This window comes from Bradyrhizobium sp. 179 (genome assembly GCF_023073535.1).
Taxonomy (GTDB): Bacteria; Pseudomonadota; Alphaproteobacteria; order Rhizobiales; family Xanthobacteraceae; genus Bradyrhizobium.
On the sequence record NZ_JADPJR010000058.1, the window covers coordinates 89,895 to 114,717 of the forward strand.

At 65.0% G+C, this 24,823-nt stretch carries 20 protein-coding genes and 1 pseudogene; 8 read left to right on the plus strand and 13 right to left on the minus strand.

The genetic code is table 11. The annotated features are described in order from the left end of the window. Positions 1-63: 63 nt before the first annotated feature. Entirely contained in the window at positions 64-1,401 is a 1,338-nt protein-coding gene (argG, locus tag IVB12_RS14340; RefSeq protein ID WP_247299880.1) for an argininosuccinate synthase, read from the plus strand. 104 nt (positions 1,402-1,505) lie between these two features. Next, a complete protein-coding gene (locus IVB12_RS14345; protein WP_247299881.1) occupies positions 1,506-3,263 on the plus strand; it encodes an alkaline phosphatase in 1,758 nt (585 codons plus the stop codon). A gap of 66 nt (positions 3,264-3,329) precedes the next feature. On the opposite strand, the gene IVB12_RS14350 is transcribed toward IVB12_RS14345, so the two are convergent. From IVB12_RS14350 to sdhC, 10 genes and pseudogenes are all read right to left on the minus strand, one after another. After that, complete coding sequence (locus IVB12_RS14350) at positions 3,330-5,543, minus strand: OmpA family protein (protein ID WP_247299883.1); 2,214 nt, start codon at positions 5,541-5,543, stop codon at positions 3,330-3,332. A 186-nt stretch (positions 5,544-5,729) separates the two neighbouring features. Then, positions 5,730-5,972, minus strand: a complete 243-nt coding sequence (locus IVB12_RS14355) for a hypothetical protein (protein WP_247299885.1) — start codon at positions 5,970-5,972, stop codon at positions 5,730-5,732. Between the two features lie 83 nt (positions 5,973-6,055). Continuing rightward, positions 6,056-6,442, minus strand: coding sequence for a VOC family protein (locus tag IVB12_RS14360; protein WP_247276134.1), 387 nt, complete (start codon positions 6,440-6,442; stop codon positions 6,056-6,058). A 24-nt stretch (positions 6,443-6,466) separates the two neighbouring features. Further along, a complete protein-coding gene (locus tag IVB12_RS14365) occupies positions 6,467-7,291 on the minus strand; it encodes an FkbM family methyltransferase (protein ID WP_247299888.1) in 825 nt (274 codons plus the stop codon). A 99-nt stretch (positions 7,292-7,390) separates the two neighbouring features. Further along, positions 7,391-9,348: pseudogene (locus IVB12_RS14370) on the minus strand (ABC transporter ATP-binding protein/permease). Between the two features lie 53 nt (positions 9,349-9,401). Further along, complete coding sequence (locus IVB12_RS14375; RefSeq protein ID WP_247299891.1) at positions 9,402-11,534, minus strand: hybrid sensor histidine kinase/response regulator; 2,133 nt, start codon at positions 11,532-11,534, stop codon at positions 9,402-9,404. Between the two features lie 186 nt (positions 11,535-11,720). After that, the gene (locus IVB12_RS14380; protein WP_247276138.1) at positions 11,721-12,503 is read right to left on the minus strand and encodes a succinate dehydrogenase iron-sulfur subunit; all 783 of its coding nucleotides are present in this window, start codon (positions 12,501-12,503) and stop codon (positions 11,721-11,723) included. A 107-nt stretch (positions 12,504-12,610) separates the two neighbouring features. Continuing rightward, positions 12,611-14,446, minus strand: a complete 1,836-nt coding sequence (gene sdhA / locus IVB12_RS14385) for a succinate dehydrogenase flavoprotein subunit (RefSeq protein WP_247299894.1) — start codon at positions 14,444-14,446, stop codon at positions 12,611-12,613. 3 nt (positions 14,447-14,449) lie between these two features. Further along, on the minus strand, positions 14,450-14,866 hold the full coding sequence (gene sdhD / locus IVB12_RS14390) for a succinate dehydrogenase, hydrophobic membrane anchor protein (RefSeq protein ID WP_247276140.1): 417 nt from the start codon (positions 14,864-14,866) through the stop codon (positions 14,450-14,452). Then, positions 14,863-15,261 carry a succinate dehydrogenase, cytochrome b556 subunit gene (gene sdhC / locus IVB12_RS14395; RefSeq protein ID WP_247299897.1) on the minus strand — a complete coding sequence of 133 codons (399 nt, stop codon included), beginning with the start codon at positions 15,259-15,261 and terminating at the stop codon, positions 14,863-14,865. Before sdhC ends, sdhD begins: the two co-directional genes overlap by 4 nt. Positions 15,262-15,772: 511 nt before the next feature. Between sdhC and IVB12_RS14400 the strand changes: the two genes are divergently transcribed. Beyond that, on the plus strand, positions 15,773-16,633 hold the full coding sequence (locus IVB12_RS14400) for a sulfite exporter TauE/SafE family protein (RefSeq protein ID WP_247299898.1): 861 nt from the start codon (positions 15,773-15,775) through the stop codon (positions 16,631-16,633). Between the two features lie 141 nt (positions 16,634-16,774). Here IVB12_RS14400 and IVB12_RS14405 read toward each other — a convergent pair whose 3' ends face one another. Both IVB12_RS14405 and IVB12_RS14410 read right to left on the minus strand, forming a co-directional pair. Further along, positions 16,775-17,272: a DUF3658 domain-containing protein gene (locus tag IVB12_RS14405; RefSeq protein ID WP_247299901.1), complete on the minus strand. Its 498-nt coding sequence runs from the start codon at positions 17,270-17,272 to the stop codon at positions 16,775-16,777. A gap of 29 nt (positions 17,273-17,301) precedes the next feature. Further along, positions 17,302-18,831 carry a malonyl-CoA synthase gene (locus IVB12_RS14410; protein WP_247299904.1) on the minus strand — a complete coding sequence of 510 codons (1,530 nt, stop codon included), beginning with the start codon at positions 18,829-18,831 and terminating at the stop codon, positions 17,302-17,304. Between the two features lie 86 nt (positions 18,832-18,917). Here IVB12_RS14410 and IVB12_RS14415 point away from each other — a divergent pair, with 86 nt between their 5' ends. The 4 genes from IVB12_RS14415 (at position 18,918) to IVB12_RS14430 (ending at position 22,142) form a co-directional block, all read left to right on the plus strand. Further along, a complete protein-coding gene (locus tag IVB12_RS14415) occupies positions 18,918-19,679 on the plus strand; it encodes an SDR family NAD(P)-dependent oxidoreductase (protein WP_247299907.1) in 762 nt (253 codons plus the stop codon). Between the two features lie 301 nt (positions 19,680-19,980). Further along, a complete protein-coding gene (locus IVB12_RS14420; RefSeq protein ID WP_247299910.1) occupies positions 19,981-20,535 on the plus strand; it encodes a fasciclin domain-containing protein in 555 nt (184 codons plus the stop codon). Positions 20,536-20,716: 181 nt separating this feature from the next. Then, on the plus strand, positions 20,717-21,346 hold the full coding sequence (locus IVB12_RS14425) for a cytochrome b/b6 domain-containing protein (RefSeq protein WP_247299912.1): 630 nt from the start codon (positions 20,717-20,719) through the stop codon (positions 21,344-21,346). Positions 21,347-21,359: 13 nt separating this feature from the next. Then, positions 21,360-22,142, plus strand: a complete 783-nt coding sequence (locus tag IVB12_RS14430; RefSeq protein ID WP_247299915.1) for a molybdopterin-binding protein — start codon at positions 21,360-21,362, stop codon at positions 22,140-22,142. A gap of 64 nt (positions 22,143-22,206) precedes the next feature. Here the strand turns inward: IVB12_RS14430 and IVB12_RS14435 are convergent, their stop codons facing one another. Next, positions 22,207-23,409 carry a YbfB/YjiJ family MFS transporter gene (locus IVB12_RS14435; protein WP_247299918.1) on the minus strand — a complete coding sequence of 401 codons (1,203 nt, stop codon included), beginning with the start codon at positions 23,407-23,409 and terminating at the stop codon, positions 22,207-22,209. A gap of 219 nt (positions 23,410-23,628) precedes the next feature. Between IVB12_RS14435 and leuB the strand changes: the two genes are divergently transcribed. After that, positions 23,629-24,741 (plus strand): 3-isopropylmalate dehydrogenase, encoded by a 1,113-nt coding sequence (gene leuB / locus IVB12_RS14440; protein ID WP_247299920.1) that lies wholly within the window; start codon positions 23,629-23,631, stop codon positions 24,739-24,741. Positions 24,742-24,823 lie beyond the last annotated feature (82 nt).

Below are 24,823 nucleotides of genomic sequence, written 5' to 3' on the forward strand. Positions count from 1 at the left end.
TTTGATATTCGCGCGGGTCAAACCCGGCCCGACATCAGCCCTTGTGACCCGATTGGAAGCCCCATGACCACAATCCTGAAAAGCCTGCCCAAGGGTGAGAAAGTCGGCATCGCTTTTTCGGGCGGCCTCGACACCTCTGCGGCGCTGCTCTGGATGAAGCAGAAGGGCGCACGCTGCTACGCCTACACCGCCAATCTCGGCCAGCCTGATGAGGCCGACTACAACGAGATTCCGCGCAAGGCGATGGAGTTCGGCGCCGAGAAGGCCCGGCTGGTCGATTGCCGCACGCAACTCGTCCACGAAGGCATCGCCGCGATCCAGTCGGGCGCCTTCCATATCTCGACCGGCGGCATCACCTATTTCAACACCACGCCTCTGGGGCGCGCCGTCACCGGCACGATGCTGGTCGCGGCGATGAAGGAGGACGGCGTCAACATTTGGGGCGACGGCTCGACCTTCAAGGGCAACGACATCGAGCGCTTCTACCGCTACGGCCTGCTAACCAATCCCGCTTTGAAGATCTACAAGCCCTGGCTCGACCAGCAGTTCATCGACGAGCTCGGCGGCCGCGCCGAGATGTCGGCGTTCATGACGGCCCAGGGCTTTGCCTACAAGATGAGCGCCGAGAAGGCGTATTCGACCGACAGCAATCTGCTCGGCGCCACGCACGAGGCGAAAGATCTCGAGAGCCTCGACAGCGGCATCAAGATCGTCAACCCGATCATGGGCGTGCCGTTCTGGCGCGACGACTGCGCCGTTAAGGCCGAGAAGGTCGTGGTGCGTTTCGAAGAAGGCCAGCCGGTTGCGCTCAACGGCCAGACCTTCTCTGATGCCGTCGCGCTGTTCCTCGAGGCCAACGCGATCGGCGGCCGCCACGGCCTCGGCATGAGCGACCAGATCGAGAACCGCATCATCGAAGCCAAGAGCCGCGGCATCTATGAGGCGCCCGGCATGGCGCTCTTGCACATCGCCTATGAGCGCCTCGTCACCGGCATCCACAACGAGGACACCATCGAGCAGTACCGCATCAGCGGCATGCGTCTCGGCCGGCTGCTCTATCAGGGCCGCTGGTTCGACTCGCAGGCCCTGATGCTGCGCGAGACCGCGCAGCGCTGGGTCGCGCGCGCCGTCACCGGCGAAGTCACGCTGGAGCTGCGCCGCGGCAACGACTACTCGATCCTCAACACCGAGAGTCCCAATCTCACCTACGCGCCCGAGCGGCTCAGCATGGAGAAGGTCGAGGACGCCGCCTTCACGCCTGCCGACCGAATCGGTCAGCTCACCATGCGCAATCTCGACATCGCCGACACGCGCAGCAAGCTGAAGCTCTACAGCGACACCGGCCTGCTGTCGGGCAGCGAAGGCTCGCAGATCTTCCGGCTGGAGAGCGACAAGGATTGAGCCCTTTGTCGCGGCGATCGGGCGATGCACGACATAATGACGGTGTCATTGAGGGCCGCTAGGCTCCTAGCTTCCCCCGGAATGGGCAGCGCGGAGCATCGAACATGGTCAAGCAGTCGGCCGTCGCCTCTCTCATCGTCCTTCTTTGGGCAACGTCAGTGTCGGCACAGACGATCTATCCCATTGATCGTGCCGAGATCCTGGCCGGAGCTCAATTCGATTTTAAGGTCGAACTCCCCGGGCCGGTTGACCCGGCCAAGTTGAAGGTGACGGTGAACGGCACAGATTACGCAGTCGCGTTCGGCCGCTCCGGGATTTTCGTCGATCGCGAGGACGGCAAGGAACAGTCGGCCCTGGTCCTGCGCGACGTTACACTGACTACGCCGGGCAGCGTTGCCGTGGACGTGAGCGACGGCACGCGCCAGCGCAGCGTCACATGGACGGTCTACGACACGGGTCCGCGCAAGGCGAAGAACGTCATCCTGTTCATCGGTGATGGCATGTCGCCGGCGCATCGGGTCGCAGCCCGCATCCTGTCCAAGGGCATTTCGGAGGGCAAGAGCCGCGGCAAGCTCGCCATCGACGACATGCCTCACATGGCACTGGTGGCGACCGCAGGCTCGGACTCGATCATCACGGACTCTGCGAATTCGGCCAGCGCCTATGCGACCGGGCACAAGAGCGCCGTCAACGCTTTGGGCGTCTATGCGGACCGCACCGCAAGCCCGTTCGACGATCCACGGGTCGAAACCATCACGAGCCTCGCCAGGAGGCGGCTCGGCATGGCGATCGGTATCGTCACCAATACCGAGATCGAGGACGCGACGCCGGCGGCGATGCTTGCGCACACCCGCCGGCGCGCCGCCTATGACGAGATCGTCGAGCAATTCTTCGCGGCGAAGCCGGATGTGCTGATGGGCGGCGGCAGCGCAAATTTTCTGCCGAAATCCGCCGCCGGCTCGAAACGCAAGGACGAGACCGATTACATCGCGAAGTTTCGCGATGCAGGCTATCAGGTGGCGACCACCGCGCGTGAGCTCGGCGCTCTCGCGGCCAAGCCGGAGACGGGCAAGCTGCTCGGCCTGTTCGCAACGGGAAACATGGACGGCGCACTGGACCGCAAGTTCCTGAAGGGCGGCGGCGTCAGGAAATTCCCCGAGCAGCCCGACCTGACCGAGCAGGTGCAGGCGGCGCTGAAACTCTTGTCGCGGAATGAGGCCGGTTTCTTCCTGATGGTCGAGTCCGGGATGATCGACAAATACGCGCATTTGCTCGACATGGAGCGAGCCGTCTACGACACGATCATGCTCGACAATGCTGTGCGCCAGACACGTGAATGGGCGCATGCGCGTGGCGACGACACCCTCATTCTGGTGGTGGCGGACCACAATCATCCCAACAGCCTCGTCGGTACGGTGATTGACGACATGGGCACTGCGCCCAACGTGCCGCTGCGCGAGCGCGTCGGCGTCTACGAGCAGGCCGGATTTCCCAATTATCCGGCTGCGGATGCGGAGGGCTATCCGGCACGCGTCGACGTGAGCCGGCGGCTCGCCATCTTCTCGGCCAGTCTGCCGGACCATTACGAGACGTTCCGCCCGAAGCTCGACAATCCCAACGAGCCTACCGTGAAGGGTGGCGAGGATGGGACCTTCAAGGCCAACGACAAATACAAGGATGTTCCAGGCGTCGTGCTGCGCCCGGGCAATCTGCCGGCGATGATCGGCGCCAGTGTGCATTCGGGTGAGGACGTCATCCTCACGGCGGCAGGGCCAGGCAGTGATGGTGTGCGCGGTTCGATGGACAATACCGAGATCTTTCGCCTCATGGTCGACGCGCTTGGGCTGGCTGCTCGGCCGTAGCGGCGATGCTGTTCGAAAAAAATGGCCGGGATCGCTCCCGGCCATTTGCGTTCGTAATGCTTCGTCTCAGCGCGGCGGCGCGGTGCCGGGCGGGGGCGGCGGCAGCGAGGCCTGGCCGCCATTGAGCAGCGGTGTGATGCGGCGGATGGTGACGCGCCGGTTGATCAGGCTCGGCCCTTGCGTCTGCTCCTTCAGATACTGCTCGCCGTAGCCTTGCGACGTCAGGTTCTCCGCGGGCACACCGAACTGCTGCGTCAGCAATTCGGCCGCTGACTGTGCGCGGCGGTCCGACAGCGATAGATTGTCGACCTCGTTGCCAACCGCGTCAGTATGTCCCTCGATCAGGAACACCTCGCGCGGGTTGCGCTGAATCGCCTGGTTGAGGCCGTCGGCGATCACCTGCAACCGGGCCGCCTGGTCCGGCGGGATGGTCCACGATCCGGTCTCGAAGTTGATCGTGTTGACGTCGATGCTCGGCATCTGCATGCGAACATTGGGGCTGTAGCGGATCTCGTCGAGCGAGTAACGCCGATCGATCCGCTGCACCGGCGGTGCCTGCATGGTCGCGTAGATCACGTCCGGCGACGCCTCCTGGGCATCGACGATGTAGCGATCATAGGGAATGTTGACCACCGGCGGCGGCACGTCGACATAGAACCCGCCGATCGCGCGCGGATCCCGGTAGCTGTTGTCGATGATGACAATCTCGCGCCCGCCGGGGTCCCTGCGGATTCGGCGCAGCAGCGAACCGTCCGCACCGACCACGGTGATCACCTCGCTGCCGTCAGGGCGGACCACGACGGTGCGGGTTTCGCCGCCGACTGTGTCGGTGCGGATGTCGCGGGCGCCGTAGCGGAAGCGATAGAGATCGTTGCCGCGGACATAGGCCTGCCCGCCCGGATCGCGAATGATGATGCGATCCGGCTCGGTGTAGACGGTGCGGCCGCCTTCGACGACCTCGCGCCGCTGGTTGTGGAGGTCGGCGATGGTGGCGCCGATCGCGACGCCGGCCACCACGCCTGCGCCGATCGCGAGCGGCGTCAGGTCACGCTGCGGCGGACGCGGCGGAGGCGGCAACGGTGCTGCAACGGTGGGCGCGGCTCGGAAGGCCGGCGCGACCGTGGGCGGAGCGTATTGCGCCCGGTTCGGCGGCGGTGCTGCGGCCGCCGTGCCAGGGACGACAGTTGGCGCCGCGGCACCGGCGGGAGGCGCCGGCGGCCGGGCCGGGGCGCCGGCTTGCGGCGACGCGGGCGGAGTTCCGGCAGCGGGCGCACCCGCAGGCGGCGTACCCCCCTGAGGGCCAGGCGTCGGTGTTGCGCCCGGGGCCGGTGTTGCGCCGGGAGCAGGCGTCGGTGCTGCACCGGGACGTCCGGGCAGCGGCGTCGGGGTGCCGGGACTTGGTGCCGGTGTCGCCGTTGGAGCGGGCGTTGCACCGGGAGCTGGCGATCCTGCAGCCGGTGGCGCGCCCGGGCGTCCGGGCAGCGGTGCACCGGGGCGTCCAGCCGGCGGCGCGCCGGGCGTGCTCCCGGGAGCCGGCGTCGCGGTCGGCGCAGGCGTCGGGGCTGGTGTCGCAGTCGGTGCAGGCGTGGCGGTCGGGGCAGGCGCGCCAGGTCGTGCCGTCGGCGCTGCGGGCGAAGGCGAAGGCGTCGGCGCCGGGCGGCCTTGAGGCGCTGCTGCGGGCGGGGCCGGCGGCGTCGGAGCCGGGCGTGCGCCAGACGGCGCCGGAGGCGGCGTATGCGGCTGCGCGGCAGGAGGCGGCGTCGGTGTCGGTGTCGGGCGAGCCGCAGGTGGCGGTGGCGTCGGCGCATGCTGCTGCGGAGCTGCGGCGGGAGGAGGTGCTGGCGGCGTGGGAGCCGGACGTGCTGCAGGCGGTGCCGAAGGGGACGGTGTCGGCGCATGCTGCTGCGGCGCCGCAGCCGGCGGCGAAGGCTGCTTCGGTGCGGCAGGCGGCGGAGGTGGCGGCGGCGCCGGACGGGCCGCAGGCGGAGGCGGGGGCGGCGCTGCCGGGCGCGGCGGTGCGGCGGCCGGCGGAGGCGCGGCGGGCGGATGCGGCGGTGCAGCCGCGGGCGGCGGTGCGGCCGGGCGCGCGGGCGCCGCAGGTGGCGCGGCCGCTGGCGGGCCCTTCGGAGGCTGCTTCGGTTTTCCGTCAGGGCCAGTCTCTTGTGGCTGGGCCTGCGCGACGACGAGCGGCGGCGCACTTTGCGCATGCGATGCGGAGCTTGCGAATTGCATCGCGGTCAGGGCCGTCGTTGCAAGCAGCACGAGACGAAGGTTGGTCATGGTGGTGAGCTTCCCCGGAAGGTTCTTTGACGAAGTGTTGGGATGAACAGCTACGCGTTAGGCCGGAATGTGGCGGGCCAAGCAGTCGGGGCCCGATTTATTTCTGCACGCAAATAACTTCATTATGACGACGTTCATTGCGCATTCAGACGCATGTTGCAATCGCCCCGCATGTGATCGCTCGCCTCATGTGTGATCCCGCGGCGAACGCGCGTCCGTCGCGGGATTGGGCGTGAGCGGTCCGTTCGGCCCGCGTCGTGGAATCTCTTCGGGAACATGGCCGGGCAATTCATCCGGCCGCGGTGTTTCGCCGGGCTCGCGCATCGGCGGCGTGATGTCGGGTTGCGGATTGCCCGGCGGAATTCCAGGAGGCGGCTCGGTTGGAGTCCCCGGTGTTGTCGGTGGAATCTCTGGCGGCTCGATTGGCATCGGCACCTTCGTGATCAATGGCCCAGAGGACGATAACGATGATGCCGTGCCGATGTTCCCTGTTCGCCGGTGTGCAGCGCGGCTTATTCCGGTGCGTGGCAGACCGCCTCGATGTTGTGCCCGTCGGGATCGAGCACGAAGGCGCCGTAATAGTTCGCATGATAATGCGGGCGGATGCCGGGCGGCCCGTTGTCGCGTCCGCCCGCCGCTATCGCCGCTTTGTAGAACGCGTCCACCGTGGCGCGGTCCTTGGCTGCGATCGCGATGTGGACCGGCTTGTTCATCGCGCCTTCGCCGCCGAACCAGAAATCCGGCTTGCCGTCGGCGCCGAACCCTGCGGCTGCGGCGTGCCCGGTCTGCTCGGCCGTCACTTCCATGATCAGGCTGTAACCGAGCGGGGCCAGCGCCTTGGCGTAGAACGCCTTGGCGCGCTCATAGTCGGAGACCGAGAATCCCATGTGATCCAGCATCGCAACCTCCGTTGTTCGTCCCTGTCAGCGCGACAGGAACGTATTGCTGCGCGTCTTGCGCGCGATGGAAAAGCCGCGCGCCACCATGTCGGCAATGCAATCCTGCTGCCATTCGTTTTGAGACAAGTGTTCGATTACCACGGCGCGAGGCCACAGCGATGGCGGCGCGTCGCGGAAGAAGCGGATCAGCACGCGGTCCTCGAAGCCTTCGACGTCGATCTTGAGCGAATCGATCTGCGTGACGCCAGCCTCGTCGAGGATACGGGTCAGGCGCAGCGAGGGGACCCTGATCGCATCAGCGCTCGCCGTGCCGGTGACGACGTGCGTGGCACCGAGATTACCGCCGCCGCTCTCGATCATCAGCTCGCCGTTGCTGTCACCGGCAGCGGCCTGCACCAGGCGCACCTGTGTCGCGTTCGATGCGGCGTGATTGAACGCGAGCCGCGCAAACGTCGTCGGATGCGGCTCGATCGCCACAACCTTGCCTGTGGTGCCGACCTGCCGCGCCATCACCAGCGCAAACGTGCCGACATTGGCGCCGACGTCGACGAATGTGCCGCCCGCCGGGGTGTGCTCACGCAGGAAATCGAGCTCGTCGAGATTGTAGTCGGGATTGAACAGCGCACCGCGCTCGGTCGCGCTGCCCTGGTGATAGAAGCGGAACGAAGCGCCCTGATATTGCACGTCGACCGGGCCGCCGCGCAGCAGGTTGACCAGCCGCGACATCCAGGGCCGGAATGCGCCGCGCTTCAGCCCGGACTGTTGGGCCAGGCGAATGAGAGCGGCCTGCGCCGCATTCGGCGCAAAGGCGCCGAACGGCGCGGACGAAGGGGCGTTGTCGGTCGTCAAGCAGGCGGTCCTCATTGCAGGCGGCGCATGCATAGCCGGTTTTGCGAGGGACTCCAACGCTCGATGCGGACGATTACGGCCGGGACGGCGAAGCGAAAGTCACGCCGCCTGCTTCGGCGGGGCCATGCGCTGGCGCAGGAAGCGGCCGAGCAGCCTGCGCTTGCCCTTGCGCGGGATCAGCTCGACGTCGCTGACGAGCCTGGCGCCGCCCTTGCGGCGCTCCAGCACAATCTTGCGGCTGTGGAAAGCCTCCAGCTCGGCGCGATGTGCGACGCTGACGATGGTCGCCTTCGGCAGCTCGTCGGTGACCATCTTCATCATCTTGTCCTGGCTCTTCTCGTCGAGCGCGGATGTGGCCTCGTCGAGCACGATGATGTCGGGGCTGTGCAGCAGCAGCCGCGCAAAGGCGAGGCGCTGCTTCTCGCCGCCTGATAGCGTCTGGTCCCACGGCGCCTCCTCCTCGATCTTCTCCTTGAGGTGATCGAGGCCGACCTTGCGCAGGGCCTTGCCGATCTCCTCGATCGTCCAATCCTCGGCGGCGCCGGGATAGGCTACCGCGCGGCGCAGCGATCCCGCGGGTACGTAGGGCCGCTGCGGCAGCATGAACAGCCGACGGTCGGGATGGAAATTGACGCTGCCGCCGCCCCACGGCCATAACCCTGCGATAGCGCGCACCAGCGTGCTCTTGCCGGTGCCGGATTCGCCGGCGACCAGAAGCCGCTCGCCCGGCTCTATCACCACCTCCGTCTCGCCGACCACGGCGGTGCCGTCGTCCAGCGTGACAGAAAGGTCTTTCAACTCCAGCATGGCGTCATTGCTGGTCTCGCCGCGCTTGATGCGGCCAAGCCCATCGCCTTGCTCGGCACGTTCGAGACCGTCGAGCGACATCATCAGTGAGGCGATGCGCCGCGCGCAGGCGTTCCAGTCGGCGAGTCGCGGATAATTGTCGACCAGCCAGCCGAACGCGCTCTGCACGATTGTGAAGGCGGAGGCCGCCTGCATGACTTGTCCCAGCGTCATGCTGCCGTCGAGGAATTTTGGCGCACAGAGCAGGAGAGGGACCACGGGCGCGACGAGGCTGGAGCCCTGCGAGACAAGCGTCGTCCGCATGTGCTGTCCGGCCAGGCGCGCCCATTGCCGAAGTACGCTGGTGAAATTGCGGTCGATGCCGTCGCGCTCCTCCTCTTCGCCGCCGAGCAGCGCGATGCTCTCGCCATGTTCGCGCACGCGCGTCAGCGTGTAGCGGAAATCGGCTTCGGCTTGGTTCTTGTCCTCGGAGATCTGCACGAAGCGGCGGCCGATCACCAAAATCGAGCTGGAGGCGATCGCGGCGTAGAGGATCGCGGCGATCACCAGGAAGCCGGGAATGGTGAGGCTTGAGCCGCCGAGCCTGACGGTGAGTGCGCCGCCGATGGTCCAGAGCACGACGATGAAGGTCACGGCCGACAGCAGCGCGGACGTGACGCCGGCGAGGAAATCGACCGGCGAGTCGGTCGCAATGCGCAGATCCTCGGCGATGCGGTATTCGGGATTCTTGTGGTCGCCGCCGACGAGGTTAAGCTGATAATAGCGGCCGTTGGCGAGCCAGCGCGTCAGCACGCTGCTCGTGAGCCAGGCTCGCCAGCGCCGCTGGATGCTCATCCGCGCGAACACCTGGGCGACGCCGAGCACGATGCTGCCGATTGCGAGCGGGAAGAACAGCGCCGTGAGATGGAAGACGCTCGTCGCATCGCGCTTCTCGATGGCGTCGAAGATCGCGCGATTCCAGACGTTGATGCCGTATTGGAAGCCGACGGTCAGGACGATCAGCATGCCGAGGCCGATCGAGAACGGCCAGGCCATGCGGTCGCCGTTGCGGCCCAGAAGCCGCGCGCGCTGATCCAGAAACGCGTCAGCAGATAGTCCTTGCGGGCCTGCTCGGCTTCTTCGGGCGACAGTTCGGGGTCCGGTTCGAGCAGCTCGGGCGGCGGCGGCGCCACGTCATCGCCGTTCTCGCCTTTGACCTCGACAATGGGCGGATTCTTGCCCTGTTCGCGCTTCGCGGCCGGCTTGTGCATGGGCGGACAACGCAAAGGAAATCAAACGGTTCCCTTGGGTTCCGAGCACCGATTCATTCGGCAGCGCCGTCCCGGACGCGCCGCAGCCGGGCGGTCCGGTGGAGCACGCCCGACAATTCTTCGATCGAATAGGGCTTCTGCACGAGATCGAACTCGGCGGCGCCATCCTGGGATAGAGCCTGGCTGTAGCCCGTGGTCAGCACGACCGGCACGCCGATGCCGCGGTCGCGGACCGCCTGCGCCAGGTCGAGCCCGGTCATCCCCGGCATCACCACGTCGGAGAACACGACGTCGAATCGATCGGCGTCCACGACGAGCTCGGCAAGCGCGTCGGTCGCATTGTCGACCAGCGTGATGCTGTAACCGAGCTCGGTCAGCCCGTCGGCGGCAAAATTGGCGAGCTCGATGTTGTCTTCGACCACCAGCACCGACATGCCGCTGCCGGCCACCGCGGGCGCTGTGCTCGGCGCCTGCCGCTGCGGCCGCAGCTCCAGCGGCACGCGCGGCAGATAGAGCGAGAAGGTGCTGCCTTGTCCCACCTCGCTCGCGACCGTCACCTCGCCGCCGGATTGCCGGGCGAAACCGAACACCTGGGACAGGCCGAGACCGGTGCCGTGGCCGACCTGCTTGGTGGTGAAGAACGGCTCGAAGATGCGCCCGAGCCGCGCCGCAGGAATGCCGATCCCGGTGTCACGGACGGTGACGCTTATGTAGCCATGAGCGCCGGGGGCCAGCGTGTCCGGAATGGTCGTCGCGGCCTCGACCTCGAAGGTGATCCTGCCCTTGCCCTGCATGGCATCGCGCGCATTGGTCGCCATGTTGATCAGCGCCGTCTCGAACTGGCCGGCATCGGCGTTGACGAGGCAGGGTTCGGCCGGCAACCGCGTGACGATCTCGATGGCGGGCCCGAGCAGCGTTGCCAGCATGTCATGCAGCGACTGCATCCGCTGTCCGACATCGAACACTTCCGGCTTCAGGGTCTGGCGCCGCGCGAAGGCGAGGAGCTGGGACGTCAGCTTGGCGGCGCGCGCAACTGCGTCCGCGATGGCCGTGATGTAGCGCTGCCGCCGCTCTTCGGTCAGTTGCGGGCGATTCAGCAGGTCGACCGAGGCGCGGATCACCGTCAGCAGATTGTTGAAGTCGTGCGCGACGCCGCCGGTGAGCTGCCCGAGCGCCTCCAGGCGCTGACTGTGCTTGAGCGCGTCCTCGGCTTCTCGCCGCGCTGCGGCCTCGGCCTGGAGATGCTGGGTGCGGCGGAACGCGAAGGCGAGCAGCAGGAACAGCAGCGCGGTCGCGGGAATGCCGAACACCAGATGCTGGCCCATGGTGGCGAACCAGCGGGCCCGGATGGCCGAGCTTTCGAGCCCGGCGCTGACATAGATCGGATATTCGGCGATGCGCCGGTAGCCGATGCGGCGCTCAATCCCGTCCAACGGCCAGGCGATGGTCATGAGGCCGTGCTCGGGGCTTGTTGCGATCTTTTGGCCCACCGGGCCGCCCGGATCGAGCCGCAGGTCGTGGTCGAGCCGCGGGAAATGCGCGAGCAGTGCGCCGTCCGTGCGCCCCATCGCGAAGAAGCTGCCGGGATCTGAGCCGATCCTGGCATAAAAGCTCTCGAAATATTCCGGCAGGACCGAGGCCTGGATCACGCCGATGAAGCGGCCGTCGTCGGCATCGCGGCGCCGGCTCACGCCGAAGAAGCGGGCGCCCTGATAGGGCGGGCGTGGCGTCAGCGCCGTGCCGATGAAGGTGCCGATGCTCTGGTCGACGTGGGCATAGAAGTAATCGCGGTCCGCAAAGCTCAGCTCCGGCGGCGGCGAGACGAGGCTGTTGACCAGCGCTTTTCCGTCCGCATCGAAGATCCAGGCCGATTTGAGCTGCGGCAGCGAATCGGTCAGCCGCTTCAGGCGACGGTGCAAAGCCGGTTCGCGCGCGCGGATGGTTTCGTCGGGAAGGCTGCGCACGACCTCGTTGAGCTCGGCAAGGCTGCGGTCGATGGTTTCGAACACCTTGAGCGCATGCTCATGCGCGACGTCGAGGGTGCGCTCGATCTCGCGGTCGGCGATATCATTCGTCGATGTGTAGGAGATCGTGGCGGCGATGGCGAACAACGCAATCGGCAGCGCCAGGGATGCCGCCATCATCCACTGCAACAGTTTCAGCGAATTGCGTTGCGCCCTCTGCACAGTCGCTCCGTCCCTGGCCGGAGCTTAACTGAATCACGCGCAGGGAAGGAAGCAGCTTCTGCTGGAACCTTTGGTTGTGGGTTCAAAATTTGCGCGCGCAGCGGGCCGGAGAAAATTCTCCTCGAATTGAGTGCGATCGCAGCATGCCCGGGCCAGCCCGGCCGGGGCGGGCCCATCAATTTCGACTCAGATCTGGCGCTCGACCATCTTGAGCTTGAGCTCGGCGATGGCTTCCGCGGGGTTCAGGCCCTTCGGGCAGGCCTTGGCGCAGTTCATGATGGTGTGGCAGCGATAGAGGCGGAACGGGTCCTCGAGATTGTCGAGCCGCTCGCCGGTCGCTTCATCGCGCGAATCGGACACCCAGCGGTTGGCCTGAAGCAGCGCGGCGGGGCCGAGATAGCGCTCGCTGTTCCACCAATAGCTCGGGCAGGAGGTCGAGCAGCAGGCACACAGGATGCATTCATAGAGGCCGTCAAGCTTCTCGCGGTCCTCGTGGCTCTGGCGCCATTCCTTCTGCGGCGTCGGCGAGGTCGTCTTCAGCCACGGCTCGACCGAGGCGTATTGCGCGTAGAAATTGGTCAGGTCGGGGACGAGGTCCTTGACGACCGGCTGATGCGGCAGCGGGTTGATCTTCACCGCGCCGTCCTTGACGTCGTGCATCGAGCGGGTGCAGGCCAGCGTGTTCTGGCCGTCGATGTTCATGGCGCAGGAGCCGCAGACGCCTTCGCGGCAGGAGCGGCGGAAGGTCAGCGACGGATCGATGTGGTTCTTGATCCAGATCAGGCCGTCCAGCACCATCGGACCGCAATCATTGGTATCGACGTAATAGGTGTCGACGCTCGGATTCTTGCCGTCGTCCGGATTCCAGCGATAGACCCTGAACTCGCGGAGCTCGGTGGCGCCCGCCGGCTTCGGCCAGGTCTTGCCGCCAGTGATCTTGGAGTTCTTCGGAAGTGCGAATTCAACCATTGCTCTAACCTTTTGTCATTCCGGGATGATCCGAAGGACCAGACCCGGAATCTCGAGATTCCGGGCTCGATGCTGCGCATCGCCCCGGAATGACGGCTATTGTTCGATCAATACACGCGCGCCTTCGGCGGGATGTACTGCACGTCGTTGGTCATGGTGTAGTTGTGAACCGGGCGGTACTCGATCTTGACCTTGCCGGATTCGTCCAGCCAGGCCAGCGTGTGCTTCATCCAGTTCTTGTCGTCGCGTTCGGAGAAATCCTCGCGCGCATGAGCGCCGCGGCTCTCGGTGCGGTTGGCGGCCGAGTTCATCGTCACCACCGCCTGCGAGATCAGATTGTCGAATTCGAGCGTCTCGACGAGGTCCGAATTCCACACCAGCGAGCGGTCGGACACGGCAATGTCGGTGATGCCGCTGTGGACCTTCTGGATCAGGTTCTGGCCTTCGCTCAAAACCTCGCCGGTGCGGAACACCGCGCAATTGTTCTGCATCACGTGCTGCATGCCCTCACGCAACTTCGCCGTCGGCGTACCGCCGGAGGCGTAGCGGTAATGGTCGAGCCGGCCGAGCGCGAGGTCAGCCGAGTTCGCCGGCAGCTCGGGCTGCTTGGCGTTGGGCGTGAGCTTCTCGGCGAGGCGGAGCGCCGCGGCGCGGCCGAACACGACGAGATCGATCAGCGAGTTGGAGCCGAGGCGGTTGGCGCCGTGCACGGACACGCAGGCGGCTTCACCGATCGCCATCAGGCCCGGGATGATGGCGTTGTCGTCGCCATCCTTCTTAGTCAGCACCTCGCCGTGATAATTCGTGGGGATGCCGCCCATGTTGTAGTGCACGGTCGGCACGATCGGGATCGGCTCGCGCGTCACGTCGACATTGGCGAAGATCTTCGCGGATTCGGAGATGCCCGGCAGCCGTTCGGCCAGCACCGCGGGATCGAGATGGTCGAGGTGCAGGAAGATGTGATCCTTCTTCTTGCCGACGCCGCGCCCTTCGCGGATCTCGATGGTCATCGCGCGCGAGACGACGTCACGCGAGGCGAGATCCTTGGCCGACGGCGCATAGCGCTCCATGAAGCGCTCGCCCTCGGAGTTGACGAGATAGCCGCCTTCGCCGCGCGCGCCCTCGGTGACGAGACAGCCCGATCCGTAGATGCCGGTCGGGTGAAACTGGACGAACTCCATGTCCTGCATCGGCAGGCCGGCGCGCAGCACCATGCCGCCGCCATCGCCGGTGCAGGTATGCGCCGAGGTGCAGGAGGCATAGGCGCGGCCGTAGCCGCCGGTGGCCAGGATCGTGGTTTGGGCGCGGAAGCGGTGCAGCGTGCCGTCGTCGAGCTTGAGCGCGATGACGCCGCGGCAGGTGCCCTGGTCGTCCATGATCAGGTCGATGGCGAAGAACTCGATGAAGAACTCGGCTGCGTGGCGCAGCGACTGGCCGTACATCGTGTGGAGCATGGCGTGGCCGGTGCGGTCGGCGGCGGCGCAGGTGCGCTGCGCCTGGGCCTTGCCGAACTCGGTCGTCATGCCGCCGAACGGCCGCTGGTAGATCTTGCCGTCCTCGGTGCGTGAGAACGGCACGCCCCAATGCTCGAGCTCGTAGACCGCGTCGGGCGCGTTACGAACCATGTATTCGATCGCGTCCTGGTCACCGAGCCAATCCGACCCCTTGACGGTGTCGTACATGTGCCAGCGCCAGTCGTCCTTGTGCATGTTGCCGAGCGAGGCGGAGATGCCGCCCTGCGCTGCGACCGTGTGCGAGCGGGTCGGAAACACTTTTGTGATGCAGGCGGTGCGCAGGCCGGCTTCGCTGCAGCCGACCACGGCGCGCAGGCCCGCGCCGCCGGCGCCGACCACGACGACGTCATAGGTGTGGTCTTCGATCGGATAGGCTTTGCCGTTGGTGGCGGGAGCGCCCTTGCCCGAGCCATTCGTTGTGGTGGCCATGGGTTACACTCCGGATGACAGTTTCAGGATCGCGTAGGTCGAGGCGAGCGCCACGGCGACCGAGAAGAAGTTGTTGAGCATGATGGCAGTGAGCTTCAGCTTCTCGTTATGGACGTAGTCCTCGATCACCACCTGCATGCCGATCTTCATGTGCCAGGCGCTGGCGATGATGAAGAGGAGCAGGATCACGGCGACAGGAATGGAACTGAGAATCTGCGCAGCGCCGACCTGGTTGCGGCCGAGCAGCATCATGATGATCACCAGCACCGGGATCATCAGCAGCGTCATCGCGACGCCGGTGATGCGCTGGCGCCAGAAATCGGACGTGCCCGAATGCGCGGCGCCGAGATTGCGGACGCGGCCAAGCGGGGTGCGCATCGAGGGACGCTGCGGCGAGCCGTGGGATTCGTCAAAACTCATCGGCCGCCTCCAATCGCATAGGCGATGATCCAGATCAGCACCGTCAGAGCGATGCCGCCGATCAGGGCGCCCCAGGTCAGCGCTTCCCGCTCATTGGCCTTGAAGCCGTAGCCGAGGTCCCACACGAAATGCCGGATGCCGCTGAGCATATGATGCATCAGCGCCCAAGTGTAGCCGAACACGATCAGCCGGCCGATGATGCTGCCGGCGAAGGCCTGGACATGGCCGTAGGCGGCCGGACCGGAGGCTGCGGCAACCAGCCACCAGACCAGCAGCAGGGTTCCGACATAAAGGGCGATACCGGTGGCGCGATGGACGATGGACAGCGCCATCGTCAGTGTCCAGCGGTAGACTTGCATGTGTGGCGAGAGCGGTCGTTCGATCCGTGCGGTCATGGGCTTTGATGTTGTATTGCGGCCCAACAGAAGGGCGCGTGGGGATCGGAAAGGTCGGCTCTATTTACGGAGTCGACTTCACCTGCGCAATCACCAAATGGCCATAAATCGAACGCGAGTTCAGCTCTAGAGCCTTGATGAAACAAGGCCAATCAGAGGCTTGGTATACCAGAGCGTAGGCCTACCAGCGAAATATCGAATCTTGGTTCATCCTTTTCTGGCGTCGGCGCGGTCCATTGAAATCACTATTGGAACGCCTCTAAGCGATGGTGGTTCGAATGTCGCTCAAGCCAGCAGTTCATGACGCCGGAAGCACCTCGGGCGAACCACAAGGGCATGTCTAATTCTGCCGTGCGCACCGACTTTCCGTGCGATGGCGGATATGCACGTCCTGCATCCCACCCAAGGCGGCAGGCGCGGCGTGTCGACCAGGCAAATCAGATCTTCTACAGCTGGGCCTGCAGCCGAATCCGAGCAGATGTTTCGGGGGCGATGCCGGAGCAGGTCAGGGGTGATTCCAGGTCTTGATATCAAGGAGATCATCGAGCTCGCGCTGTTGCTGATTGCAACCGGCGCACTCTCGGGATTCCTGGCCGGCGTGTTCGGCATCGGCGGCGGCGCGATCCTCGTGCCGGTGCTCTACGAATGCTTTCGCATCGTCGGCGTGCCGCTGGAGGTGCGGATGCCGCTCTGCATAGGCACCTCGCTCGCGATCATCATCCCGACCTCGCTTCGCTCGTTCCAGGCGCATTACCGGCGCGGCGCGGTCGACATGGCGATCCTGCGTCTCTGGTGGCTGCCGATCGTCATTGGCGTCGTCGCCGGCAGCGTGGTGGCGCGCTACGCGCCGGAGCGGCTGTTCAAGATCGTGTTCGTCTGTGTCGCCTACGCCGCTGCGGCGAGGCTTGTCTTCGCGCGCGAGAGCTGGAAGCTCGGAGGTGACATGCCCGAGGGGCTCTTGATGCGCGCCTACGGCTTCTGCGTCGGCATCCTCTCGACGCTGATGGGCATCGGCGGCGGCCTGTTCTCCAACCTGCTGATGACGTTCTACGGCCGTCCGATCCATCAGGCGGTCGCGACCTCATCGGCGCTCGCCGTGCTGATCTCGATCCCCGGCGCGCTCGGCTACGTCTATGCCGGCTGGCCGGCCGCGACGACCTATCCGGCCATCGTAGCGCTGCAAGTTCCGTTCGCGCTCGGCTACGTCTCGCTGATCGGCGCCGCGCTGGTGATGCCGATGAGCCTCGTCACCGCGCCGCTCGGTGTAAGAGCCGCCCATGCGATGTCGAAGCGAACGCTGGAGGTCGCGTTCGGCTGCTATCTGTTCATCGTGGGCAGCCGGTTTGTGCTGAGCCTGTTAGGCGGGCAGTAGCCGCCACACACTCCTTGCGTGCGAAGCGAACAATCAAGACTCTTTCAACAACAGCAGTCTGGATTGGTCGCAAGGCGGGGTTGAGAGCGTACGCTACACCAAGTGAACGGGACTGAGCCCCGATCTGGCCTAATCGGCGGTCTAGTCCTTCAATCGTACTTCGCTGTGGCGCCACATTCGCAGATCGCCGATGCCTTCGATGCGATCGGAGTCGGAAAGCGCCTTCAATCGCGCAGCAACCATTTCGTCGTCGATCGACAATCCAAGTTCCTTGCAGCGATTCACCACAAGCCAGACCATCATGGCGGTCTTCCGCCAAGTCCGCTCCATGACCGAAAAAATGATCTCGTCGAAACGCTGCTCGGTCACTGACGGCGGAAGCTGGACGTCATTCCATGTGAGCTCGCTGGTGACCGTCGGCTCCTCTAAATCGGCCGCTGGCGGCTCCAGCTCCGGATGCTGCTCGTAAATCGGCAGGAGCAGCTTGTCCTCCAGGGCGCCGACGATAGCGACAAGCCAGTCCCCGAGCTCGATCCGCTCGGTCTTGCCAAGTGCTGCAATCGCCATTCGAGCCCGGTCGAGGGCTTCGCAAGCATCAAGCAGATGATCGTTGATCCGGACGGCCTGCTCTCGGTTCATGCGTTCCCCATCCCGGAGCGATTGAGCCCCTATTTCTTCGAGTAAATATCCTTATACGTCTCGCGCAAAATGTTCTTTTGCACCTTGCCCATGGTGTTGCGCGGCAGCTCGTCGACGACGAAAACGCGCTTGGGCATCTTGAATTTGGCGAGTCGTCCTTCCAGGCCCTTCAGCACGGTCGCCTCATCGATGCTCGCGCCGGGCTGGCGCACCAGCACCGCGGTGACGCCCTCGCCGAAGTCGGCGTGCGGCACGCCGATCACGGCGGATTCGACCACGCCGGGCATGGCGTCGATCTCGCTCTCGATTTCCTTCGGATAGACGTTGAAGCCACCGGAGATGACGAGGTCCTTGCCGCGGCCGAGGATGTGGACGTAGCCCTTGGCGTCGATCTTACCGAGATCGCCGGTGATGAAGAACCCGTCGGGCCGGAATTCCGCCTTGGTCTTCTCCGGCATACGCCAATAGCCCTTGAAGACGTTTGGGCCCTTCACCTCGATCATGCCGACTTCGTCGCGCGGAAGCTCTTTGCCTGTCTCGGGATCGGTCACGCGCAACGAGACGCCCGGCAGCGGGAAGCCGACCGCGCCGGGCACGCGCTCGCCGTCATAGGGGTTCGACGTGTTCATGTTGGTCTCGGTCATGCCGTAGCGCTCGAGCACCGCGTGGCCGGTGCGGGCCGACCATTCGCGATGGGTCTCGGCCAGCAGCGGTGCGGAGCCCGAGATGAACAGCCGCATGTGCTTGGTCGTCTCTCGCGACAGCGCGGGGTTCTGCAGAAGCCGTGTGTAGAAGGTCGGAACGCCCATGAGCACCGTGGCGCGCGCCATCAGCTTGATGATCAGATCCGGATCGAGCTTCGGCAAAAAGATCATCGACGCGCGCGCGAACAGCGTCACGTTGGTCGCAACGAACAGGCCGTGGGTGTGGTAGATCGGCAGCGCGTGGATCAAGACGTCCTTGTCGGTGAAGCGCCAGTAATCGACGAGGCTGAGCGAGTTCGACGCTAGATTGTCGTGGGTGAGCATCGCGCCCTTGGAGCGGCCCGTGGTGCCTGACGTGTAGAGGATCGCGGCGAGGTCGCCGTTTTCGCGCGGCACCGTCGTGAACTCGCTGCTCGCCTTGGCGGCGGCGTCCGTCAGCGAGCCCCTGCCGTCAGGGCCGAGCGTCTCGACCCCGGCCTTCACCTTGGCAGCAATCGGGGCGAGGCCCTCGGCCTTGGAGGGATCGCAGACCACCAGCGACGGTTCGGCATCGCCAATGAAGTAGTCGAGCTCGTTCAGCGTATAGGCAGTGTTCAGCGGCAGATAGACCGCGCCGGCCCGCACCGTGGCAAGATACAGCACGATATTGGCGACCGATTTCTCCACCTGCACCGCGACGCGATCGCCGGGCTTCACGCCGCGTGCGACCAGCACATTCGCCATCTGCCCCGCGCGCGCGATCAGATCGCCATAGCTGATATGGGCGCCGTCATGCGTCTCGATCGCGAGGCGTTTGGGATCGGAAAGACCGTCGAACAGGCGGGAAAACAGGTTGGCGTTGGCAGCTTGGTTCATGCAACATTCCTCGCCGGCAAAGGCCGGTCAAAACCGAGGGCTGGATTAGCAAAAACCGCCCCGCAGAAGCAACGGAGACAGTTGGCATGACAAGAAACGGAAAACGCGTGGCCTGGGTCACCGGCGGCGGCAGCGGCATCGGGGAGGCCGGCGCCGAGGCGCTCGCGGCCGATGGCTGGACGGTGGTGGTCTCGGGCCGGCGTCAGCCAGCCCTGGATGCCGTGGTCGCGAAGATCACGGGAGCAGGCGGGACGGCCGAGGCCATTGTGTTGGACGTGTCCAACGCCACTGAAGCGCAGAAGGCGGCCGATCGGATCGTCGCCAGACATGGCCGGATCGATCTGCTGGTGAACAATGCCGGCATCAATGTCCCCAAGCGCAGCTGGAAGGATATGGAACTGGAAGGCTGGGACAGACTGGTTCAGGTCAATCTCAACGGGGTGCTCTATTGCATGCGCGCGGTGCTGCCGACGATGCGCAAGCAGCAGGACGGCGCGATCATCAACGTCTCGTCCTGGGCCGGCCGTCACGTCTCGAAGATGCCGGGCCCGGCCTATACCACGACCAAGCATGCGGTGCTGGCGCTGACCCATTCCTTCAACATGGACGAATGCGTCAACGGCCTGCGCGCCTGCTGCCTGATGCCGGGCGAGGTGGCGACGCCAATCCTGAAACTGCGCCCGGTGGTGCCGAGCGAGGAGGAGCAGGCCAGGATGCTGCAATCCGAAGATCTCGGCCGCACCATCGCCTTCATCGCAAGCATGCCGGCCAGAGTCTGCATCAACGAAGTGTTGATCAGCCCCACGCATAATCGCGGCTTCATCCAGACGCCGAACAATAGGGATTAGCCCCGGTCGTAGCCGCGAGTTCGTCATTGCGAGCGAAGCGAAGCAAATCCAGAAATATCCGCGCAGATAGCCCGGATTGCTTTGTCGCTTCGCTCCTCGCAATGACGGCGGAGCCACCACACGAACATCCCCCCGCATAGTTTCACGCATCACAAAGAATTTTTCTGCGAAACCGCATCGCAAACCCTCCCGTAGTTCGGTCCAACGACGCGCTGCTGCTCCAGATCGAACTGTCGCAGCCGCCGTTGTTGTCAGCTCAACGCCGGCCATCGCCGGTCTCAATTCAATCGGGAGATTCTTCATGTCGAAGCGCATTGCCTGTCTCGCTGCCGCCGCCTTCAGTGCCCTGGCCATCACCGCGACCGTCGTCGCGCCTGTCAGCGCCGAGGAAAGGACCGTCATGGTCGGCGGCGCCGCGATGTTCCCGTCCAAGAACATCGTCCAGAACGCGGTCAACTCCAAGGATCACACCACGCTGGTCGCGGCGGTCAAGGCGGCGGGCCTGGTGCCGACGCTGGAAAGCAAAGGCCCGTTCACGGTGTTCGCGCCGACCAACGCCGCCTTCGGCAAGCTGCCAGCCGGCACCGTCGACAATCTGGTCAAGCCCGAGAACAAGGCGACGCTGACCAAGATCCTCACCTATCACGTCGTGCCCGGCAAGCTCGTGGCCGCCGACCTCACCGACGGCAAAAAGATGAAGACCGCCGAGGGCGAGGAACTGACAGTGAAGAAGATGGACGGCAAGACCTGGATCGTCGATGCCAAAGGCGGCACCTCGATGGTCACGATCTCCAACGTCAACCAGTCGAATGGCGTCATCCATGTGGTTGACACCGTGCTGATGCCGGCGACGTAACACCGCGCGGTCCTGTTTCATCCCCCCAACAGGAGGCCTTGAGGCCGCGAGCCGGGGGTACCCGGCTCGCTTTATTGTGACCGTGATAGCCCCCGGTATCGATTCGATGCCGGAAGGGCGTAACGAAAGCGGACGCTTCGGCGTATAATTGCTGACACACGACCTTCAGGACGGAACCATCATGGCGAGCCTCACAGTCACCGACGAGCAGGTCAGGGCCACTCCGGCCAAAGTGATCCAGCCGGCCTGGGTGCGGATCATGCACTGGATCAATGCGCTTGCCATGATCCTGATGATCCTGTCGGGCTGGCAGATCTACAACGCCTCGCCGCTGTTCGGCTTCAGCTTTCCGCGCGAGTACACACTCGGCGGCTGGCTTGGCGGCGGCCTGCTCTGGCATTTTGCGGCGATGTGGCTGTTGATGATCAACGGCCTCGCTTATCTCATCACCGGTTTCGCCACCGGCCGCTTCCGCAAGAAGCTGCTGCCGATCACGGCGTCCGGCGTGCTGCACGACGTCAGGGCGGCGCTGACCTTCAAGCTCGGCCATGACGATCTCACCGTCTACAATTACGTGCAGCGCCTGCTCTATGCCGGCATCATCGTGGTCGGCGTGCTGATCGTGCTCTCGGGCCTCGCGATCTGGAAGCCGGTGCAGCTCTATTATTTGGTGATGCTGTTCGGCGATTATCCAACCGCGCGCTATGTGCACTTCTTCTGCATGGCCGCGATCTGCGCGTTCCTGGTCATTCACGTTGCTCTCGCGCTGCTGGTGCCGAAGAGCCTGCGCGCGATGATCATTGGTCGTTGAGAGGGAGGAGATCATGGCCAAGCGCTCATTCCTGATCCCCGGCGTCGACAAGCGATTGCTGATCAAAGACTCCATCAAGGCGATGCCGGATGTCACCCGCCGCCGCTTCATCGCGGGCGGCGCCAGCTTAGGGGCGCTGACGCTGCTCACCGGCTGCGACATCGTCGATTCCTCCTCGGCCGAGGAGATGCTGAAGCAGGTCTCGAAATTTAACGACGCGGTGCAGGCCTTCATCTTCAATCCCGATGCGCTGGCGCCGACGTTTCCCGAGAGCGCGATCACCAAGCCGTTCCCGTTCAACGCCTATTACGATCTCGACGACGCGCCCGACGTCGACGGCAAAGACTGGAAGCTCGAGGTGCGCGGCCTCGTCGACAACAAGAAGTCCTGGACACTGGATGAGCTCTACAAGCTGCCGCAGGTCACGCAAATCACCCGCCACATCTGCGTCGAGGGCTGGAGCGCGATCGGAAGCTGGACCGGCACGCCGCTGCGCGATTTCCTCAAGCTGATCGGCGCCGACACGCGTGCGAAATATGTCTGGTTCCAGTGCGCCGACAAGGACGGCTACAATTCTCCCCTCGACATGCGCAGCGCGCTGCATCCGCAGACCCAGATGACGTTCAAATACGCGAACGAGATTCTGCCGCGCGCCTACGGTTTCCCGATGAAGATTCGCGTGCCGACCAAGCTCGGCTTCAAGAACCCGAAATACGTGGTCTCGATGGAGGTCACCAACGACTACAAGGGTGGTTATTGGGAAGACCAGGGGTATAATTCGTTTAGTGGGAGCTGAGAGGCGAATGGCGAATCGGGAGTAGCGAATAGGGAAGCAGTGAAGCCAACCCGCTCTCAATTCGCTATTCACCATTCGCCGCCTTCGGCCCCACCTTGCGCTGGCACAGCGCCGCCACCGCCCCCAGCGCCAGCAGCGCCGCCGATACGTTCAACGCGTAACTCAAGCTCCCCAGCGCATCCGTGATCGCGCCGACCACGATTGGCCCGAGCGTCTGGCCGACGCCGAACGAGATCGTCATCGCCGCGATCGCGGTCGGCCACACCTCTGGCGGATAGTTGAAGCGCACGAAGGCGGTGGTCGAGCCGACCACGGCGAAGAACGCGACGCCGAACACCACCGCGGAGACCGCAAGCCACGCCGGCGAATGTCCGAGCATCGGCAAGGCGGCTCCTAACGCGTTGGTGCCGAGAATGATAGCGGTGGCAAGCCCGCCGCGATCGAGCGCCAGCACGCCGCGCCAAACCCATGGCGTGACGAAGGCGCTCAGCCCGATCAGGCTCCAGAATCCGGCCTGTGCCGCGGCCCCGCCGCCGCCGTCGCGCACATAGGCGATCATGAAGGTCATGTAGGCGATGTAGCCGGCGCCGAACAGGAAGTAGCCGGCGAGATAGATCAGCACCGGCAGAATCGCAAACGACGCGTGGCTGCCTTCCGAGAAGCGCGCACCGCTTTCGATGCGGATCAGGAACAGCGGAATCGTCATTGCGACAGACAGCAGGGTTAGCGCCCACCAGACGATCCACCACGAGCCCGGCCCGAAATATTGCAGCGTGAACGGGGCGATCAGCCCCGAGGCGAGAATGCCGATGCCCGGGCCGGCGTAGAACAGGCTCAGCAGGAAATTGGCGCGCTCCGGGCGGGACTGGGCGATGGTCGCAGCCAGCGCGCCGCCGGCGACGAAGCCGGCCGCCGCGCCCAAGCCCAGCACGAGGCGCGCGAGGCTCAGCGCAACGAAATTGCCTGATAGCGCGCAGGTGGCGAGCGCGGCGACGCAGGCCAGGGTTCCCAGGCGGATCGCCGCCGACCAGCCGACCCGCTGGATCAGCCGGGACGCCATCAGCGCGCCAACGAGATAGCCGACGGCGTTGATGGTGTTCATGAATCCGGCCGCCGAGTAGGGCCAGCCGAGGGTCTCCCGCATATCCGGCAGCACCAGTGCATAGGCAAAGCGGCCGATCCCGAGCCCGACCGTCGCTGCCAGCGACAAGGTCAGGATCAGCCGCGCGGGATGCGCGTTCGGCGGGGCGCGGTCAGGGGCGTGCAAGGGGTACTCCGGCCGAGCGAGTGTGGCAGGCTCCATCCGCTTTGCACAGCCGGCTCCCCGGCAATGGTGTCTTGCCAAGCGCGCAACGCCGCTCTAGCACTCCGGCCGAAATTCATGCCCTTCGTCATGTCCGGGCTTTGACCCCGGCATCCATCTTTCAAGAAGGCTGGATTGCCGGGTCAAGCCCGGCAATGACGAGGAAAAACTGAGGACACGACCATGGCGACCCATAAACTGCTGCTGCTCCCCGGCGACGGTATCGGCCCCGAGGTGATAGGCGAGGTGAAGCGGCTGATCGATTGGCTCAATTCGGCCGGGATCGCCAAGTTCGAGACCGATACGGGCCTTGTCGGCGGCGCGGCCTATGACGCGCACAAGGTGTCGATTTCGGAAGGCGACATGGCCAAGGCCAAGGACGCCGACGCCGTGATCTTCGGCGCGGTCGGCGGCCCGAAATGGGATACCGTGCCCTACGAGGTGCGCCCGGAGGCCGGCCTGCTTCGCCTGCGCAAGGATCTCGCTCTGTTCGCGAATCTCCGTCCCGCCGTGTGCTACCCGGCGCTGGCCGATGCATCCAGCCTGAAGCGCGAAGCGGTCGAGGGCCTCGACATCGTCATCGTGCGCGAGCTCACCGGCGGGGTCTATTTCGGCGAGCCCAAGACCATCACCGATCTCGGCAACGGCCAGAAGCGCGCCGTCGATACCCAGGTCTACGACACCTATGAGATCGAGCGCATCGCCCGCGTCGCCTTCGAGCTTGCCAAGAAGCGCAAGAACAAGGTGACGTCGATGGAGAAGCGCAACGTCATGAAGTCGGGCGTGCTCTGGAACGAGGTCGTCACACAGGTTCACAAGCGCGAATACCCCGACGTCACGCTCGAGCATCAGCTCGCCGATTCCGGCGGCATGATGCTGGTGAAATGGCCGAAGCAGTTCGACGTCATCGTCACCGATAATCTGTTTGGCGACATGCTGTCCGACATCGCGGCGATGCTGACGGGTTCGCTCGGCATGCTGCCCTCGGCCTCGCTCGGCGAGGTCGACGTCAAGAGCAAGAAGCGCAAGGCGCTGTACGAGCCGGTGCACGGCTCCGCCCCCGATATCGCCGGCAAGGGCCTCGCCAATCCGATCGCGATGATCTCGTCCTTCGGCATGGCGCTGCGCTACTCCTTCGACATGGGCGATCTCGCCGACAAGGTCGATGCCGCGATCGCCGCCGTGCTGGCCAGCGGGCTGCGCACCGCCGACATCAAGTCGGAAGGCACCAAAGCCGCCTCGACCACGCAGATGGGCGAAGCGATTTTGAAGGAATTGCAGAAGCTGCACGCGTAGATGCCGTCATTCCGGGATGGTCCGAAGGACCAGACCCGGAATCTCGAGATTCTCAGGTGCGCAATTGCGCACCGGAGTTCGG